15 protein-coding genes are annotated in these 16,499 nt (G+C 38.6%); 11 read left to right on the top strand and 4 right to left on the bottom strand.

The window, feature by feature from the left end:
- Positions 1-39 precede the first annotated feature (39 nt).
- The 9 genes from fabF to CTN01_RS02925 all read left to right on the top strand — a co-directional run bounded on the left by fabF (position 40) and on the right by CTN01_RS02925 (position 10,688).
- Positions 40-1,278, top strand: coding sequence for a beta-ketoacyl-ACP synthase II (gene fabF, locus CTN01_RS02965; RefSeq protein WP_005368709.1), 1,239 nt, complete (start codon positions 40-42; stop codon positions 1,276-1,278).
- A 112-nt stretch (positions 1,279-1,390) separates the two neighbouring features.
- Positions 1,391-2,200 carry an aminodeoxychorismate lyase gene (gene pabC, locus CTN01_RS02960; RefSeq protein ID WP_045149518.1) on the top strand — a complete coding sequence of 270 codons (810 nt, stop codon included), beginning with the start codon at positions 1,391-1,393 and terminating at the stop codon, positions 2,198-2,200.
- Positions 2,194-3,213 carry an endolytic transglycosylase MltG gene (gene mltG / locus CTN01_RS02955; protein WP_045149517.1) on the top strand — a complete coding sequence of 340 codons (1,020 nt, stop codon included), beginning with the start codon at positions 2,194-2,196 and terminating at the stop codon, positions 3,211-3,213. Before pabC ends, mltG begins: the two co-directional genes overlap by 7 nt.
- Positions 3,210-3,839 carry a dTMP kinase gene (gene tmk, locus CTN01_RS02950; protein WP_045149516.1) on the top strand — a complete coding sequence of 210 codons (630 nt, stop codon included), beginning with the start codon at positions 3,210-3,212 and terminating at the stop codon, positions 3,837-3,839. Before mltG ends, tmk begins: the two co-directional genes overlap by 4 nt.
- A gap of 1 nt (position 3,840) precedes the next feature.
- Positions 3,841-4,803, top strand: a complete 963-nt coding sequence (gene holB, locus CTN01_RS02945; RefSeq protein ID WP_045083380.1) for a DNA polymerase III subunit delta' — start codon at positions 3,841-3,843, stop codon at positions 4,801-4,803.
- A gap of 56 nt (positions 4,804-4,859) precedes the next feature.
- Positions 4,860-5,636, top strand: a complete 777-nt coding sequence (locus CTN01_RS02940) for a TatD family hydrolase (protein WP_005368699.1) — start codon at positions 4,860-4,862, stop codon at positions 5,634-5,636.
- Between the two features lie 601 nt (positions 5,637-6,237).
- Positions 6,238-7,743 carry a PTS transporter subunit EIIC gene (locus CTN01_RS02935; RefSeq protein ID WP_045127845.1) on the top strand — a complete coding sequence of 502 codons (1,506 nt, stop codon included), beginning with the start codon at positions 6,238-6,240 and terminating at the stop codon, positions 7,741-7,743.
- Between the two features lie 850 nt (positions 7,744-8,593).
- On the top strand, positions 8,594-10,210 hold the full coding sequence (locus CTN01_RS02930) for a PTS transporter subunit EIIC (protein WP_045083382.1): 1,617 nt from the start codon (positions 8,594-8,596) through the stop codon (positions 10,208-10,210).
- Between the two features lie 22 nt (positions 10,211-10,232).
- Complete coding sequence (locus CTN01_RS02925) at positions 10,233-10,688, top strand: RDD family protein (protein ID WP_236687997.1); 456 nt, start codon at positions 10,233-10,235, stop codon at positions 10,686-10,688.
- Between the two features lie 51 nt (positions 10,689-10,739).
- On the opposite strand, the gene CTN01_RS02920 is transcribed toward CTN01_RS02925, so the two are convergent.
- The 3 genes from CTN01_RS02920 to CTN01_RS02910 form a co-directional block, all read right to left on the bottom strand.
- Complete coding sequence (locus CTN01_RS02920; protein ID WP_045083384.1) at positions 10,740-11,639, bottom strand: LysO family transporter; 900 nt, start codon at positions 11,637-11,639, stop codon at positions 10,740-10,742.
- Between the two features lie 224 nt (positions 11,640-11,863).
- The gene (locus CTN01_RS02915) at positions 11,864-12,787 is read right to left on the bottom strand and encodes an HDOD domain-containing protein (RefSeq protein ID WP_045129860.1); all 924 of its coding nucleotides are present in this window, start codon (positions 12,785-12,787) and stop codon (positions 11,864-11,866) included.
- A 123-nt stretch (positions 12,788-12,910) separates the two neighbouring features.
- The gene (locus tag CTN01_RS02910) at positions 12,911-13,498 is read right to left on the bottom strand and encodes an LON peptidase substrate-binding domain-containing protein (protein ID WP_045127849.1); all 588 of its coding nucleotides are present in this window, start codon (positions 13,496-13,498) and stop codon (positions 12,911-12,913) included.
- A gap of 305 nt (positions 13,499-13,803) precedes the next feature.
- On the opposite strand from CTN01_RS02910, the gene CTN01_RS02905 reads away from it, so the two are divergent.
- The gene (locus CTN01_RS02905; RefSeq protein WP_005368682.1) at positions 13,804-14,403 is read left to right on the top strand and encodes a TfoX/Sxy family DNA transformation protein; all 600 of its coding nucleotides are present in this window, start codon (positions 13,804-13,806) and stop codon (positions 14,401-14,403) included.
- Positions 14,404-14,491: 88 nt separating this feature from the next.
- Positions 14,492-15,397: a DNA-binding transcriptional regulator DsdC gene (gene dsdC / locus CTN01_RS02900; protein ID WP_045083386.1), complete on the top strand. Its 906-nt coding sequence runs from the start codon at positions 14,492-14,494 to the stop codon at positions 15,395-15,397.
- A gap of 80 nt (positions 15,398-15,477) precedes the next feature.
- Here dsdC and CTN01_RS02895 read toward each other — a convergent pair whose 3' ends face one another.
- Positions 15,478-16,470, bottom strand: coding sequence for a 2-hydroxyacid dehydrogenase (locus CTN01_RS02895; protein ID WP_045083387.1), 993 nt, complete (start codon positions 16,468-16,470; stop codon positions 15,478-15,480).
- Between the last annotated feature and the right edge of the window lie 29 nt (positions 16,471-16,499).

Below are 16,499 nucleotides of genomic sequence, written 5' to 3'. Positions count from 1 at the left end.
AATTTCCTGTTTTATCCTCAATTCCCGGAGAAATTAATCGTGTCTAAGCGTCGTGTAGTTGTAACTGGCATGGGTATGCTTACCCCGGTTGGTAATTCTGTTGAATCTTCTTGGAAAGCTTTACAGTCTGGCACTAGTGGTATTAGTACTATCCAACATTTTGATGCAAGCGCATTTGCTACTCAATTTGCCGGCATGATCAAAGACTTCAATTGTGAAGATTACATGTCTAAGAAAGATGCACGCAAAATGGATTTATTCATTCAGTATGGCATCGCCGCTGGCGTACAAGCTTTCAAAGATTCAGGTATTGAAGTTACTGAAGAAAATGCAGCGCGCATTGGTGTTGCTATCGGTTCTGGTATTGGTGGTTTAGGTTTAATCGAAGCCGGCCATCAAGCTTTTATGGAAAAAGGTCCGCGCAAAATTAGCCCGTTCTTTGTTCCTTCAACAATTGTAAATATGATTGCTGGCCACATGTCTATCATGCATGGTCTTCGCGGTCCAAACATTGCTATATCTACGGCGTGTACTACAGGTCTTCATAACATTGGCCATGCTGCACGTATGATTGCTTACGGCGATGCTGACGCTATGGTTGCTGGTGGTGCAGAAAAAGCATCGACAGAACTAGGTATGGGCGGCTTTGCTGCTGCTAAAGCGTTATCTACACGTAACGATGATCCTCAAGCGGCTTCTCGTCCATGGGACAAAGATCGCGATGGTTTCGTGTTGGGTGATGGTGCTGGTGTGATTGTATTAGAAGAGTACGAACATGCGAAAGCGCGTGGCGCTAAAATTTATGCTGAGCTTGTTGGCTTTGGCATGAGTGGTGATGCTTACCACATGACGTCACCAAGTGCTGATGGTTCAGGTGGCGCGCTTGCAATGGAAGCATGTATCCGTGATGCGGGTATTAATGCAGACCAAATTGGTTACATTAATGCGCACGGTACATCAACACCAGCAGGTGATGTTGCTGAAACATTAGGTATTAAGCGCGCTATGGGTAGTGCGGTTGATAACGTGATGGTGTCTTCAACAAAATCAATGACTGGCCACCTGTTAGGTGCTGCAGGCTCTGTTGAGTCAATCATCACAATTCTAAGTCTTGTTGATCAAGTGGTTCCGCCAACAATTAACTTGGATAACCCAGGTGAAGGCTGTGATCTGGACTATGTTCCAGGTGAAGCGCGCCAAGCAAATCTAGAGTACGCATTGTGTAACTCATTTGGGTTTGGCGGTACTAACGGTTCATTACTATTTAAGAAAATGTAGTTACATTTGTCTCTAAATAGCATCAGGAAAATCGCTTGATAACCTGATATGATTAGCAGCCCGATATCTTTGTAGGTATCGGGCTGTTTTTTATCATAAAAAAGGATAATCGATGGCGTTTATTAACAGTCAGAAGCAACGAGAGTTAGCAATAACTGATCGTGCTACACAATATGGAGATGGCTGTTTTTCGACAATAGGCGTTAAACAGGGAAAACTGTTGTTATGGCGGTTTCATCTTGATCGTTTACAACAAACGTTGCGTAAATTGGCGATTAATGAGCCTGATTGGGATCAAGTATTCTTACAAGCTGAAAAATTCGCGGGGACATATACAGATCGGGGTGGGGTAAAAATATTAATTAGTCGAGGTAGCGGCGGTCGGGGTTATAGTCCAACGGGTTGCGAAGACACGACAGTTATTTTTAGTGCCTTCAATTGGCCTGCTCATTATGAACAATGGCAGAAAGAAGGCATCATACTGGGGGTTTGTCAGCAGCAATTGGGTTACAGTCCAATGCTTGCGGGGATGAAGCACTTAAATCGACTAGAACAGGTGCTTTTAAAGCAAGAAGTCGAAAATAATCAATGGTTGGATGCAGTGGTGCTCAATACCAATAATCATGTTATTGAAACAACTGCATCTAATATCTTCTGGCGTAAAGGGAATGTTGTCTATACGCCTGAATTAACTGGATCTGGAGTTGAAGGTGTAATGCGTCGACATGTCATTACATTGCTTTCAACTTTGCCATATACGTTAGAATTAGGTGATTATTTACTGGCAGATTTGCTTTGTGCTGATGAAGTATTTATAACCAATGCATTAATGGAGTTAGTGCCAATAAAGGCAATTGACTCTACCTATTATCAAGAGCAGTCACTACTCGACGTATTAAAAAAGAGGCTATATACGTGTTAAAGAAGTTGATTCTTATTGTTTTCATTCTTGTTGCAATAGCGGCAGGTGCTGCTGGCTGGGCGTATACTCAAGTTAAGAATGAGCTAAATCTGCCCGTTATTAATACTGAGCAGGTAATGTTAACAGTTAAACCAGGGACATCGTTTAGAGGGTTAATTAATCAGCTTGTGCAAGATAAAGTGATCAAGTCATCACAATGGACGCGCTGGGTCGGAAAGTTAGATCCATCTTTAACGGATATTAAGGCTGGTACTTACGGTCTAGAGCCAAACAAAACATTACAAGAAGCCTTGGCATTGATTGCTTCTGGCAAGGAGTTTCAATATTCAATTACCTTGGTTGAAGGTGAGCGTTTTAGTGAATGGTTAAAAAAAATCCAAGCTGCGCCTGAATTAAAGCATGTTAGTGATGGTATGACAGAGCCACAAATTGCGAAAGCGATTGGTATGGATAACGTGAAAATTGAAGGTTACTTATTGCCTGATACTTATCATTACACGGCGGGTACTACTGATATTGCGGTACTGAAACGTGCTTATCTAGCAATGAATAAAGAATTAGCGACAGCGTGGGAACTACGTGAGAAAGATCTGCCTTTAAAAGATCCTTATCAAGTATTGATCATGGCTTCTATTATTGAAAAAGAAACCGCCGTGCCAACAGAACGAGGTTTGGTTGCGTCTGTATTTATGAATCGTTTGCGTAAAGGGATGCCTTTGCAAACCGACCCAACCGTTATTTATGGCATGGGTGATAAATATGACGGCAATATTAGTAAAAAAGATCTAAGAACCCCAACGCCTTATAACACTTATACCATGAAAGGTTTACCACCAACACCAATAGCTATGCCAAGTAAAGCGTCGGTATTAGCAGCTGTTAATCCTGATAAGAGCAATTACTATTATTTCGTGGCCGATGGTAAAGGCGGGCACAAATTCTCTACAACTTTGGTTGAGCACAACCGTGCGGTTCGTGCATACCTGAAAACATTAAGAAAACAGTCACAATGATCGGTAAATTTATTGTCATCGAAGGTCTTGAAGGGGCCGGTAAAAGTACTGCGATTAAACAAGTTATCGCGACATTAGCGCAGCATGGTATTCATGAGCCAGCATCTACGCGAGAGCCTGGTGGTACACCGTTAGCAGAGCAAATGCGTGCACTGGTTAAAGAAGGGCATCCTGATGAGCCATTAACAGATATGGCTGAATTATTATTGCTTTATGCTGCACGTATTCAATTGGTTGATAACGTAATTAAACCTGCACTGAACCAAGGTCAGTGGGTTGTTGGCGATCGTCATGACATGTCATCCCAAGCATACCAAGGTGGCGGACGTGGTTTTGATAAAGCATTAATGGAAAATCTACGTGATACGGTACTGGGTGATTTTCGTCCTGATCTGACTATCTATATGGATATCGATCCTGAACTGGGGTTACAACGTGCCCGTGGTCGTGGTGCGCTAGATCGTATTGAACAAATGAATGTCGATTTCTTCCATCGTGCGCGTGCGCGTTTTCTTGAATTATCAGAGAATCAACCAAACGTCATTATTATCGATGCAAGTCAGAGTTTAGATAAAGTTACTGAAGATCTACAGTCTGCGCTGAATGCGTGGTTGGAGCAGCAATAACATGTTGTATCCGTGGCAAGAATCGTTATGGCAGAATTGGCAACAGTTGTTAGAGCAAAAGCGGCTTCACCATGCCATTTTGTTGTTGGCGGTAAAAGGCAGTGGCCGTGATGTCCTTGCGCGCCAATTAGCTAAAACCGTTTTGTGTCAAAACAATGAAACAGAGCCATGTGATGTTTGCCATAGCTGTAAATTGTTTGAAGCTAACAGCCATCCTGATTTTCATGTTATTAAGCCTGAACAAGAAGGCAAACAAATCGGTGTTGATGCGGTTCGACAATGTAACCGCTGGGCAACGGAAACCTCTCACTTAAATGGTCAGCGTGTCATTTTAATTGAACATGCTGATGCAATGGGAGAAGCGGGCTCGAATGCGATTTTAAAAACGCTTGAAGAGCCACCGCAAGGTTGTCAGTTTATTCTAACAGCGCAAAGTTTAGATAGTTTATTACCGACTATTGTTAGTCGTTGTAATAAATGGCGTTTGCCAATACCTGCTGAGGCAAATGTAAAGCAGTGGGTTGAGCATAAATTAATGCAATCTATTAACGTTGAATCTATTCGCCTTAATAGTGGGGCGCCACTGTCAACGTTAGCGTTTGTTGAAAGTGGTATGAATATTCGTCATGCTAATTTGATCAAAGCTTTTGCCGAGTTTTTACAGCCACCAAATATTGGTATCTATGATGTTACCGCGATGTGTACTGCAGACGGTATTATTACATTAAAATGGCTGAGCTATTTTTTAGTAGACTGTATTAAGTATCAGCAAGGTGTAAGCAATAGTTTTGTGCACAATGAATCTTTAGTGGCAGTACAACAGGTTGCTACACAGGTTTCAGGTGCTTTGTTACTTGAGCAATCAAGGAAAATTAATACGCTCTACCGTAAACTAGAGCAGCATACAGGATTGAATATTGAGCTGTTAGTTGTAGAGTGGCTAACTGGCTTTATTCAAGATTAAGCGTAGTATTGAGCTTTGTATTGATAGTCATATTCAGAGATAAAAGAGGAATGCCCGTGTTAGTTGATTCACATTGTCATCTCGACAAACTTGATTACGATAAGTTACATACAGGGATTGATGATGTACTTAATAAAGCCAAAGAAAGAGGTGTAGAGTATTTTCTTTCTGTTGGTGTAACGTTGGCCGCTTTTCCTAAAATGATGGAAATGATCGCCCCTTACGAAAATGTTTTTGCTTCTTGCGGTATCCACCCCTTAGATGTTGAGTCTGGCTATAATTACGAACAGTTTAAGGCTTATGCACAACATGAAAGAGTCGTGGCTATTGGTGAAACAGGGTTAGATTACCATTATCAGCCTGATACGGCAGAGCTTCAGCAAGAGATCTTTCGCCAACAAGTTCGTGTCGCAGTTGAATTGAATAAGCCACTAATCATCCATACACGTATGGCACGTGAAGATACTATGCGTATTCTTCGTGAAGAAGGGGCTGAAAAATGCGGCGGTGTTTTACACTGTTTCACGGAATCGCTTGAAATGGCATTAGATGCGATTGAACTTGGTTTTTATATCTCGATTTCAGGGATTGTAACATTTAATACAGCCAGCGATCTGAAAAATGTGGTGAGCCAATTACCACTGGATCGTTTGTTAGTTGAAACGGATTCACCGTTCCTGGCGCCAATTCCGTACCGAGGAAAGCAAAATCAACCTGCGTATACACGTGAAGTTGCTCAATACATTGCGTTGCTAAAAGGCGTTTCTATTGAAGAGGTTGAACAAGCAACCACTGAAAATTTCTTTACGCTCTTTTCTTTAGCAAAGAAATAATATTGACGATATTACTTATAAAAAAAGAGAAGCGTCTGGCTTCTCTTTTTTTTTGATTTAAATATAGACAGAGTAAATATATAAATCGTTAATTTAAATTATTACAAAAGTAACAAAAGTAACTGAGTCTATATATTCAGTATAAAATGAAATGTAATTGATATAAGTAAGTGAGGTGTTTTCCGTATTATTAAATGTCACAGATCTTTTAATGATGTCTGTTGGTTAAAATATTGTATCTATCTGGTTTTAAATTTGTCATTTAAACTTAATAAAAAGTGATTTTTCATCTTTATTATCAGCAGTTTATTGCTTTTTCATTAATTAATGTGATCAATGTTCTATATTTTTGATGTCATTTACGTATATTCTAGCGAAATCGGTCAAAAACGCGCAATATTAATATTGGGGGTAATGCTTTCAGGGAATGCTTTAATCAATTTATTATTAAGTAATGTTAAGGATAAATTAATTAAAGTAGACAGCATTTTATAATAAATCCGAACTATACTAATCAAATTAATGAGTTATCAAAGATGTCTCTGTGAGTGTTAATGACATTCTGCAGTTATGTATTTAGATATATAAAGGGTAAATAATTATGTCGAATGGCAATAAGTCTTCTGCTGAGAAGATCCTTGAAGGGGTTGGCGGCGCAGGAAATATAAAATATTTCACTTGCTGTGCAACTCGCTTACGTTTTGAATTAAATGATAATTCTATTGTTGATAAAGCAGCATTAGATGCCATTCCTGAAGTAATGGGGTGTATTCCTCAAAGCGGTGATCGCTACCAAATTGTTGTCGGTGGTGGTGTTGCGACGATGCATAGTGCAATACAGCAACTGATTGATGAAGCGGGTAGTGGCACAACAAACACGACTCAAGCGAAAGCTGATAATGCATCAAATGATGATATCAAAGCCTCTATGCGCTCTAGTGGTGTACGAGGAAAAGTCGCTTGGGTTGATGGCTTTTTTGAATACCTTTCAGATTCGTTCCGTCCAATTTTAGGTATTTTATTAGGTGCATCATTAATTATTGCACTATGTGCAGTATTAGATGCCCTTCATATTGTTGACTTTAGGGGGGATAAGTCTGCAGGTTGGGTTTTTGTTGACTCAATGTGGCACACAGTCTTTTACTTCTTGCCTATTATGGTTGCTTATAACGCCTCTAAAAAACTGAAGGTTGATCCTTGGTTGGGTGCTGCAATCATGGGCGCACTTATGACGCCTGATTTCCAAAAACTAACCTCACTTGCATCAACAACATCGATTAAAGACACGACCTTAGGGACTGTTTCTCATGTTGCCCATGTGTTTGGTTTACCAATGCAGCTTAATGATTACTCTGGTAATGTATTTGTTCCGCTAATCATGGTTGCTGTATTAGCTGTCGTTTATCGATTCCTGAAGAAGATTGTTCCAGAGAATCTGCACATGGTATTTGTGCCGTTCTTATCTTTGATTATCATGATTCCGCTTACAGCGTTCCTAATTGGTCCTCTAGGTGTTTGGATTGGTACTTATTTAGGTCTTGGTTTAGCTTGGCTAAATACAAATGCACCATTTGTGTTTGCAATTCTAATTCCATTGTTATACCCATTCCTTGTACCTCTTGGCCTTCACTGGCCTCTAAATGCATTGATGCTAATGAATATTCAAACATTGGGTTATGACTTCATTCAAGGTCCTATGGGTGTTTGGAACTTTGCATGTTTCGGTGCAACAGCGGGTGTATTACTAATTTCACTGCGTGAGAAAGATAAAACCATGCGTCAAACAGCTTCTGGTGCGTTAGCTGCGGGTCTATTTGGTGGTATTTCTGAGCCTTCACTATACGGTATCCACTTACGCTTTAAGAAAGTTTACTCACGTATGCTTCCTGGTTGTCTAGCTGGTGGTTTAACAATTGCAATTCTAGGCTCCCAATACGGTGGCATTAAAACGCAGGCGTTTGCATTTACTTCGTTACTAACTATCCCAGTATTCAACCCAATGTGGGTGTACGCAGTATCAATTGCCGTTGCCTTTATTGTGCCTATGTTACTTATTTACTTCTTCGATTATCGTACTCCAGAAGAAAAAGCAGCGCATAAAGAATAAGTTTATCCTTATTCGCTGAACGCTCATAATCCCGTAATGAAAGTTACGGGATTTTTTCATTTTTAACCGTTTTGAAATAGCCAGCTACGATACGGTGTTACTTCATTTAAATTTATAATTGTTACAACGATATGCATTTGAAATTGCTTAGCTATAGAGTGGACTGCATATCAAAATCAAGAATCCCTATTGCATCAGCAACACTGGTGTTTTTTCTCATTTACATTAATTTTAATAAAAAGAGTTGTTTAATCTCATTTTTAATTTATAAATTATTATATGACGATATTCTAATTAGAATCGATATACGAAAGGCTCAGTCCATCTTCACTTATTCTAACGATAAATAGTTTTATTAACTTAATGAGTGTTACATTAGTTACACAAGTTACTTTTTAGAAAGTTAGCTATTGTTTTTAATCGGTTATTTTATTTTAAAACTTTTTATTATCAATATCTTGCAAGTTTGTTTCTGCTTTTTAATATATTTATTTTGATGTGATCTCCATTATATATTCCAAATCTTGCATCACTATCTAATAGTAAATATGACAATCATCAAGTTATATTAATTATCGAAATTTATACTTACTGCCGAAATAACAAGGAGTGAATACTAACATTATGACTACGGGGGTATGTCGTTAGTGTTTATGTTATTTCAGGTAAATATAGTACTCAGGAGTAAAATGTTCACTATCACAATTAATTACCTCGGTAATTTGAGCTTGTCTCGTGTGAGTGTGCATTACTACGCTTATTGAAGTAATAAAAATAATGATTACAAAGACAAACTAAGTCTTAATTATTTTTGATACAAGTTTAGATCCTATATCGAGGAGATAAGGTAATGAAAGCCTTCTTTAGTAAACTATCGCAAGCAGTGATGCTGCCGATAGCGCTACTACCTGCTGCAGGTATTATGCTAGGTCTTGGTGGTAGTTTTACCAACCAGAGTATGATTGATGCATACAATATTGGTATTTTGCAAGACGGAACACTTTTAAATAGTTTTCTACAGGTTATGACAGCTGCTGGCGGTATCATTTTTGCAAACCTACCTTTACTGTTCGCGCTTGCAATTGCTATCGGTTTTGCTCGTGCTGAAAAAGGCGCTGCGGCGTTAGCAGCAACAATTTCTTATTTAATAATGAATATTGCGATTGCGAAAACGCTATCAGTTGCTGGCATGGTTGATACAACAAATAACACTGTAATTCTAATGGGCAACCATTATGCGGGAGTGTTAGCTGATGTGTTAGGTATTCACAACACGCTAAGTATGGGTGTATTCGGTGGTCTTATCGCTGGTGGTATTACAGTTGTTCTTCATAACAAATACCATGACATTAAGCTTCCTGAGTTCTTAGGTTTCTTTGGCGGTGCGCGTTTTGTTCCTATCGTTAGTGCGTTTTCTGCATTATTCTATGGTATTGCACTTGTCTTTATTTGGCCTTACATCGGCGCAGCATTCGGTACTATCGGGGCAACATTAGGTGAAATGACAGCATCTGGTCACGGTTATATTGCATCATTCATCTTCGGTATTATTGAACGTGCACTAATCCCTGTTGGTCTTCACCACGTATTCTATCTCCCACTATGGCAGACAGAGATTGGCGGTACAGCTGAAATTGCAGGTCAAGTTTACAAAGGAACACAAAATATCTTCTTTGGCTCTTTAGCTAACGGTGATTATTCTCAGTTCTCTTCAACTAACTTCATGACAGGTAAATTCCCATTCATGATGTTTGGTCTACCTGCAGCCGCATACGCGATGTACACTCTGGCAGATAAAGAGAATAAGAAAGAAGTTGCGGGTCTATTGTTCTCTGTTGCGCTAACAGCGTTCCTAACAGGTATTACAGAGCCGATTGAATTTACATTCCTATTCTTATCTGCACCGCTTTACTACTTTATTCACGTACCACTAGCTGGTCTATCGTTCATGATCATGGACTTACTAAACGTGAAAGTTGGTATGACGTTCAGTGGTGGTTTTATTGACTTCGCACTATTCGGTATGCTTCCTGGCCTTACGGGGACTGAAAACCACTGGTACTACATCCCACTACTAGGTCTAATTTATGGTCCTGTATACTTCTTGTTATTCCGCTGGTTTATTCTGAAGTTTGATATCAAGACACCGGGTCGTAAAGGGAGTGCTGTTGCGGTTGTACGTAAGAAAGATTACCAAGCAGCAAAAGCGAGTGGTTCTGATGACAGCCAAATCGATGAAATGATTGAAGCATTAGGTGGTAAAGACAACATTGTTGACGTTGATGCATGTATTACACGTCTACGTATCACTGTTAAAGACGGTGAGCTTGTTAAAGATAATAAATACTGGACTGAGAACTTAGGTGCTAAAGGTTTAGTAAAAGTCGGTGGTACGGGTATCCAAGCTATCTACGGTGCGCAAGCGGCTGGATTTAAAGCTCAAATCAATTCAAAACTTGGTAAATAATTAGGCAATGAGCAGCTTTTCATTGAAATACAGACGTGTCGGTACATTTATGATTGATATGGCTATCGTGCAGATGTTTGCAATGATCGTCAAAGATATCTTCCTTGGTATGGTTGGTTATATTACCAATGGTGCAGGAGTATCGTTATCACTTAACGATACTATGGCGCTACCAGTATTGTTACTGTTAATTATCGGCATCATGGCTTTATTTATTGGTGTCTTTATGGGGTATCATTGGTTGTGTTATCGCTTACTCGGCACTTCACTATCACGCGCTTTGTTAAGTGTGAAAGTGATATCTAACGATGATGAGCTGCTCACAAAGCAACGTTATTTAAAGCGTGAGTTTGATAAGATTTATCTATGTATAGCAACATTGGGGTTATACCCCCTCTATGCTGGTGTGCAATATCTTACGTTTACCAATCCACCTTGGCATGACAAAAAAAATCATACAACAGTGGTAGAACGATAAATAAAAACCGCAGTGAAAACTGCGGTTTTTTTATCTCTAATTTTATCGATGTTACAACGACAAGAAGAATAGAATAAAGATAGGGACTAATAGGCTAAGAATAAAACCACTGACAATGGCGATAGGTACACAGCGCACACCACCTGTGTTTTGAATCACGGGAAGAGTGAAATCCATAGCCGTTGCCCCAGCATAACCAATAGCTGTATTGGGATAACGATGGATAAGGAGTGGGATTAATATTAGCGCAAGAATTTCTCGGAGTAACTCGTTTAAAAATGCAGCGCCACCAAATACACTTCCTAAGCCGTCGCCAATTAAAATACCCGCGAGAGAATACCAACCAAAACCTGATGCCATAGCCAAGCCATGATTGAGTGGGATACCGAGAATAAGGGCAGCGATGATCCCGCCTAGAAAAGAAGTGCTAATAATCACCGCAGCTATAATCATCCCTTTTTTATTGAGTACTATTTGTTTTAAGGTCATACCGCTATTACGTAATTGGATGCCAATAAAAAACAGTAATAGTAATAAAATAGCCTCACTAGCTTGATCAACCCATGACAAATCGACATTAAGTAATAGGCCTACGATCAATCCAGCTGCAACAACAAAAACCAATTTAACCGATTCCATCATCATTTTTGCCATCGGTAAATGATGGTGTCCATCAGTCGTTTGTGTTGGCCATAAACGGTCTAAAAAAGGGAGTGCAGCAAGGTTACATACACTGATTGAGATGAAAAATGTCGTGGTGTAGATAAGGATTTGGTTTAAATTTTGGCTGAGATTATCTAGCGCAGCTAAGCTTAATCCCATTAATGTCAAAATCACCAATACTAAGCGGCTAGTTTGAGCATTAATAAAATCGAGGTGATTTTTATTATGAAGCGGGATGAGGTAACCAATGATCAGCGGCAAAAAGATAAGTAAAATCCCAGACAACATATTAGTCCTTAAATATATTCAGAGGGTTAGTGGCTTATTTGCTAGAGTATTTGGTTATGTAACACAAAGTCACCAGCAATAATTAATTCATTTATTTATATTTTTAACAGAAAGTTAATGTAACACAGCGATAAAGAAGGAGTATATAGGCGAGTAGGGGATGCTTATAGGTGGATGTTTCCCCCTTCTTTTTAAGTAAGAAAAAGAAGGGGATGGGGATCAGATCAGAATCCACTTTCACGAACGATGTTTTTAACTCGTTGGTTAAATTCGTGAGGAGGTAAATTAGTCAATTCATACATGACTTCTGCTCCTACAAGATCAAGCTCAACATCATTTTCGTCGATAGCATCATCGTTATTTTTAAACAACAATAAGTGGTGTGCCATACGGGCGATATCAAGATAACTTAACGTATCGTTATTATTTCCATAAGGTTGTCGTTTATTAGAGGCGATTTCAAGATAATCATTATCAAATCCCCATTCTTTTAATACGATCAAACTTGTTTTCATACAGGTTTCTTTGAAAATATATTTGGCAATATCGATATCTAGGTAATTATCGTTTTCAATATAATTAAGATATTCGTAGATTAAACTAAAGACACCAATATCAGCCAGTAAGCCTGTTAATAAAGCTTTTTCTGGTTCTATTTTTAAAGGTTTTTCACTGTGTTTTATTAAGCTTTGGCAAATCAGAGCCATCGTACCTGCAAATTGACGTGAGCGAATTGCACTTTGACTGAGCAGCTGATTACACGCGAGGTTTTCAGTTTTTACTTTTCGTAATTCGGCAACTGCTTGAGCGGTGGCAATATCACGTACCCGCAATAATCCAAGACGAGAGACCGCAGTTAGAAGATCGTTACAGACAACATTACGGCGGTTAAATAATACCGTATTAGATGTTCGAATAATGGTAGCGGTTAAGGCAGGATCATCAAGTAGTAAATCAGCCACGTCATGAATGGTGCTTTCATCATCATTGCATAACTGATGTAGCTTCATTAGCACATCAGGAATAGGAGGAAGCTCTAGCTTATTTTGCTGCGCAGATTGTTTTACTAAGTTACAAAACTCAGATTCCAACGCTTTTATTTGATGATCACGGCTATGTTTTAACCAAAAAAAAGATAAATGCGACATGTAAAACTAATCTTATAAAGTAATAATCAAATTCTATCGTTTCATAGCCTTATCGAGTAGTTTGTCTCGTAATTTATTTGAAGTGAGTAGGTTATAAATTAAAAATAAATGATATTAATCCCACTAATGGTTTAAATTTTTATCTTGAAGTAACTTGATTAAAAAACGAATGGCCAGGTTGGGCGTTTTTTGGTGAATCAGCATTTGTTTATATTTTACTTCTATTGGTAGTACTTCTAACCAGCGTTGACAGACCCACGTCATATCATCAAACAGTGGTGTAGGATATAAATTTCCCATTTCTGGTTGAGAAGAATAAAGTTGCTTTAATCGTTGAGCTAAACACTGGTTACTGGTTGTCGTCTGAGAGGGAGCCCAAGTGCTAAAAGGCATACATTCGGCAATTAAAAGCTTATCATCCTCAATCCTAATCTGTTCTATTTTTAGAAGATCGATACCTTCTACCGTAATACCCAATAAATCGCCTTCGAGCCGATTGAAGTCAATAACTTTAACGTGCGTACTTATTGCAGGAACATCTTTAACTTCACTATGCTCACGTTCGCTATCTATCATTGCCATTACAAACCCTTTTTTAGAAATAAGGGCTTCTTTCACCATACGAATATGACGAGCTTGTGCAATCTTTAATTGAGTCCTTCCATCGGGAAGAATGTGATTTGAATATGGGAACAATGGGATTTTTTTCATAGCTCCAGCGTATACTCTTTCTATTGTAAATATCTTAAAGATAGTCGGCACTGATAATAATGATGATAGATATGCAATTCATTATTGATTCTTGCGTGATAAATGCTGCAAATCTAGTTTGATTACATTATTTTGCGACAAAAAATATGCGAGTAATCTCATCTTTGGCTGCTGCTTATTTAATCTATAATACTTAAGAGCATACAATTGCTTTGTCGAATAATTAACAATCTAATCTATTGTTTGGCTAGGTTATTTGACGTGTTTGGAATAATTGATTATTACCGCATTATGGAGAATTAGTTGTGACATCACCAAAGGAAGATTATTTAAATTATTTAAACAAGTTCGGAGAACAAGAAAAACGATCCATGTTTGGTGGAACTGGAGTATTTATAGACGGTGCGATGTTTGCGATAGTTACACCTGCTTCTATGTATATTCGAGGTGGCGAAAAACTGGATCCTGAGTTAATAAAATTAGGTTGTGCGAAATTTAAACATATAAAGAAAAGCAAAACGGCAACAGTTAATTATTACGAAATAAGAGATCTTTTAGAAAAAGATCCGCAGGTTTGTAATCAATTAGTTGCTAAATCGATTGAGTTTTCATGTAAAGATAAGGCATTTAAACAGTCTGGTGCAAATAAACGTTTACGTGATTTACCCAATATGCGATTAACGCTAGAAAGAATGGTAAAACGAACGGGTGTATTAGATGTACCTACTTTTCTAGAGTTGGGTGCTGTTAATGTTTATCGCAAAGTATGTGAACACCACGGGGAAGAAGTCAATCGTAATTTGTTGTGGATTTTTGCAGGTGCTGTCAAAGGATGTCACTGGCAATTATTAACTGACGAGTATAAATCAGGCTTGCTTGAGCAATACCATAGTACAACTAATTAATTGGCGTTATTCGGGGAGTAGCATTTATAGCTGAGCCCCGATCATTTTCTTGTTATGCTTGCTACTAGATTTTTAATGTGGCGGTATTATGCAACTTTCTAACCTTTCTGGTTCTGTACTTTCAGGTTTACACTGCTTTCTTATAGCAGCTGAACAAATGAGCTTCACACGTGCTGCTGAAGTTTTATTTTTAACTCAAAGTGCGGTTAGCCATAAAATTAAAAACCTTGAAGAAGCATTAGGCGTACAGCTCTTTATTCGTCAGCCTCGTAAACTCATACTCACAGATGAAGGGTTTCGTTTAAAACAAGTGCTAGCTGCTAACTTTGGCGATATTGCACACGAAATACGTGATTTGAAAAATGTTGAGCTAAGCGGCGATATAAATATTTCTGTACCACCAACATTTGCTCAAACTTGGTTATTACCCCGCTTAAAATCCTTTATAGATCTTTATCCTATGCTACGTATTCATTTACGAACCCGTAATGAACTTGTTGATTTTCAAACTGAAAGTTTTGATTGTGCGATTTATTTTGGCAAAGGGGAATATCAAGGTTTGCATTCGTGTAAATTAATGGATGAAGCGATGCAGCCAGTGTGTAGCCATGATTATGCGATCGCAAATGATCTTTATGATAACCCTGAAGGTTTAATGCAATGTTTATTGCTGCATGATGCCGCGCCGTGGGCAAGGGCTGGGCGAAATGATGAATGGCAGCTATGGGCCGAGCAATACGGTACGCAATTACCTGAATCGGAATGTACATTTGATCGCTCCGATTTGGCTTTACAAGCGGCTGAGTGTGGGATCGGTGTTGCAATGGGGAGGCATTCATTTATTGCCGAAAGGTTAGTAGAAAAACGGTTAGTGACGCCTTTTGATATGATGGCACCCTCACCTTTTAGTTATTATGTCGTGTGCCGACATAACATGCAAAATACCCCTAAAATAAAAGCCTTTAGTGATTGGTTATTCAGTGAGATTGGTTAAGATTAGCTGAGTGTGATTTTTAAAATCAATATCATAAATAAAAATGCCGCTAAATTTTTTATATTTAGCGGCACTATTTATTAATCTAGCACTTCATTTCCTGAGACTTTACCTTGTTCAAAATCAGACAGATTTTGCAATGTAGTCTCTGCTATATTGCCAAGGGCTTCTTCAGTTAAGAATGCTTGGTGCCCTGTAAACAGTACGTTATGACAAGATGATAAGCGGCGGAAGACATCATCTTGAATCACATCATTTGATTTATCTTGGAAGAATAAATCTTTTTCATTTTCATACACATCAACACCCAATGCACCAATACGTTGTGATTTTAACGCTTCAACAGCATCGTTTGAATTGATAAGTCCACCACGGCTGGTATTAATGATCATAACGCCATCTTTCATTTTGTCGAAAGCCGCTTTATCAAGCATATGATAGTTTTCTTCTGACATAGGGCAGTGTAATGTGATCACATCTGCCACTTTGTAAATCTCGTCAAGGCTGGCGTAAGTGACACCTAACTCAATCGCCGCGGGATTTGGATATGGGTCAAAAGCAAGAATATTCATGCCAAAGCCTTTTAAAATACGAATTGTCGCTAAGCCAATTTTACCCGTACCTACAACACCAACGGTTTTACCGTGAAAGTTATAGCCGGTTAAGCCATCTAAGGAGAAGTTAGCATCACGAGTACGTTGATATGCTCGATGAATACGACGGTTAAGGCTCAGCATTAAGCCTAAGGTATGTTCCGCAATAGACTCTGGAGAGTAAGCGGGAACACGTACAATTTGTAGTCCTAGCTTTTTGGCTTCCTCTAAATCAACAAGATCGTAGCCTGCACAGCGCATTGCAATGACTTTAACCCCTTGCTTCGCTATACACTTTAAGACTGGCGCACTAAGATCATCATTAACAAATGCACAAACAGCATCAAAACCTTCACTCATTTTCGCGGTTTGTAGATTCAGCGGGAAGTCGAAGTAAGTAATATCATGACTAAAGGATTTATTTACTTTAGAAAAAGATTCTTGGTCGTACTTTTTTGAGCTAAATAGAGCTATTTTCATAAGACTAAATTACCTTATTTATTCATTGT

It is taken from the genome of Photobacterium angustum, assembly GCF_003026365.1.
Taxonomy (GTDB): domain Bacteria; phylum Pseudomonadota; class Gammaproteobacteria; order Enterobacterales; family Vibrionaceae; genus Photobacterium; species Photobacterium angustum.
Note: the sequence above shows the minus strand (reverse complement) of the source record. Positions and strands in the feature narration are given on the sequence as shown.

Coding starts and splice junctions, on each gene's coding strand:
- CTN01_RS02935 (WP_045127845.1), top strand. CDS start 6,238: ATGTCGAATGGCAATAAGTCTTCTGCTGAGAAGATCCTTGAAGGGGTT.
- CTN01_RS02910 (WP_045127849.1), bottom strand. CDS start 13,498: ATGAAAAAAATCCCATTGTTCCCATATTCAAATCACATTCTTCCCGAT.
- dsdC (WP_045083386.1), top strand. CDS start 14,492: ATGCAACTTTCTAACCTTTCTGGTTCTGTACTTTCAGGTTTACACTGC.
- CTN01_RS02895 (WP_045083387.1), bottom strand. CDS start 16,470: ATGAAAATAGCTCTATTTAGCTCAAAAAAGTACGACCAAGAATCTTTT.
- CTN01_RS02920 (WP_045083384.1), bottom strand. CDS start 11,639: ATGTTGTCTGGGATTTTACTTATCTTTTTGCCGCTGATCATTGGTTAC.
- CTN01_RS02930 (WP_045083382.1), top strand. CDS start 8,594: ATGAAAGCCTTCTTTAGTAAACTATCGCAAGCAGTGATGCTGCCGATA.
- holB (WP_045083380.1), top strand. CDS start 3,841: ATGTTGTATCCGTGGCAAGAATCGTTATGGCAGAATTGGCAACAGTTG.
- CTN01_RS02915 (WP_045129860.1), bottom strand. CDS start 12,787: ATGTCGCATTTATCTTTTTTTTGGTTAAAACATAGCCGTGATCATCAA.
- pabC (WP_045149518.1), top strand. CDS start 1,391: ATGGCGTTTATTAACAGTCAGAAGCAACGAGAGTTAGCAATAACTGAT.
- tmk (WP_045149516.1), top strand. CDS start 3,210: ATGATCGGTAAATTTATTGTCATCGAAGGTCTTGAAGGGGCCGGTAAA.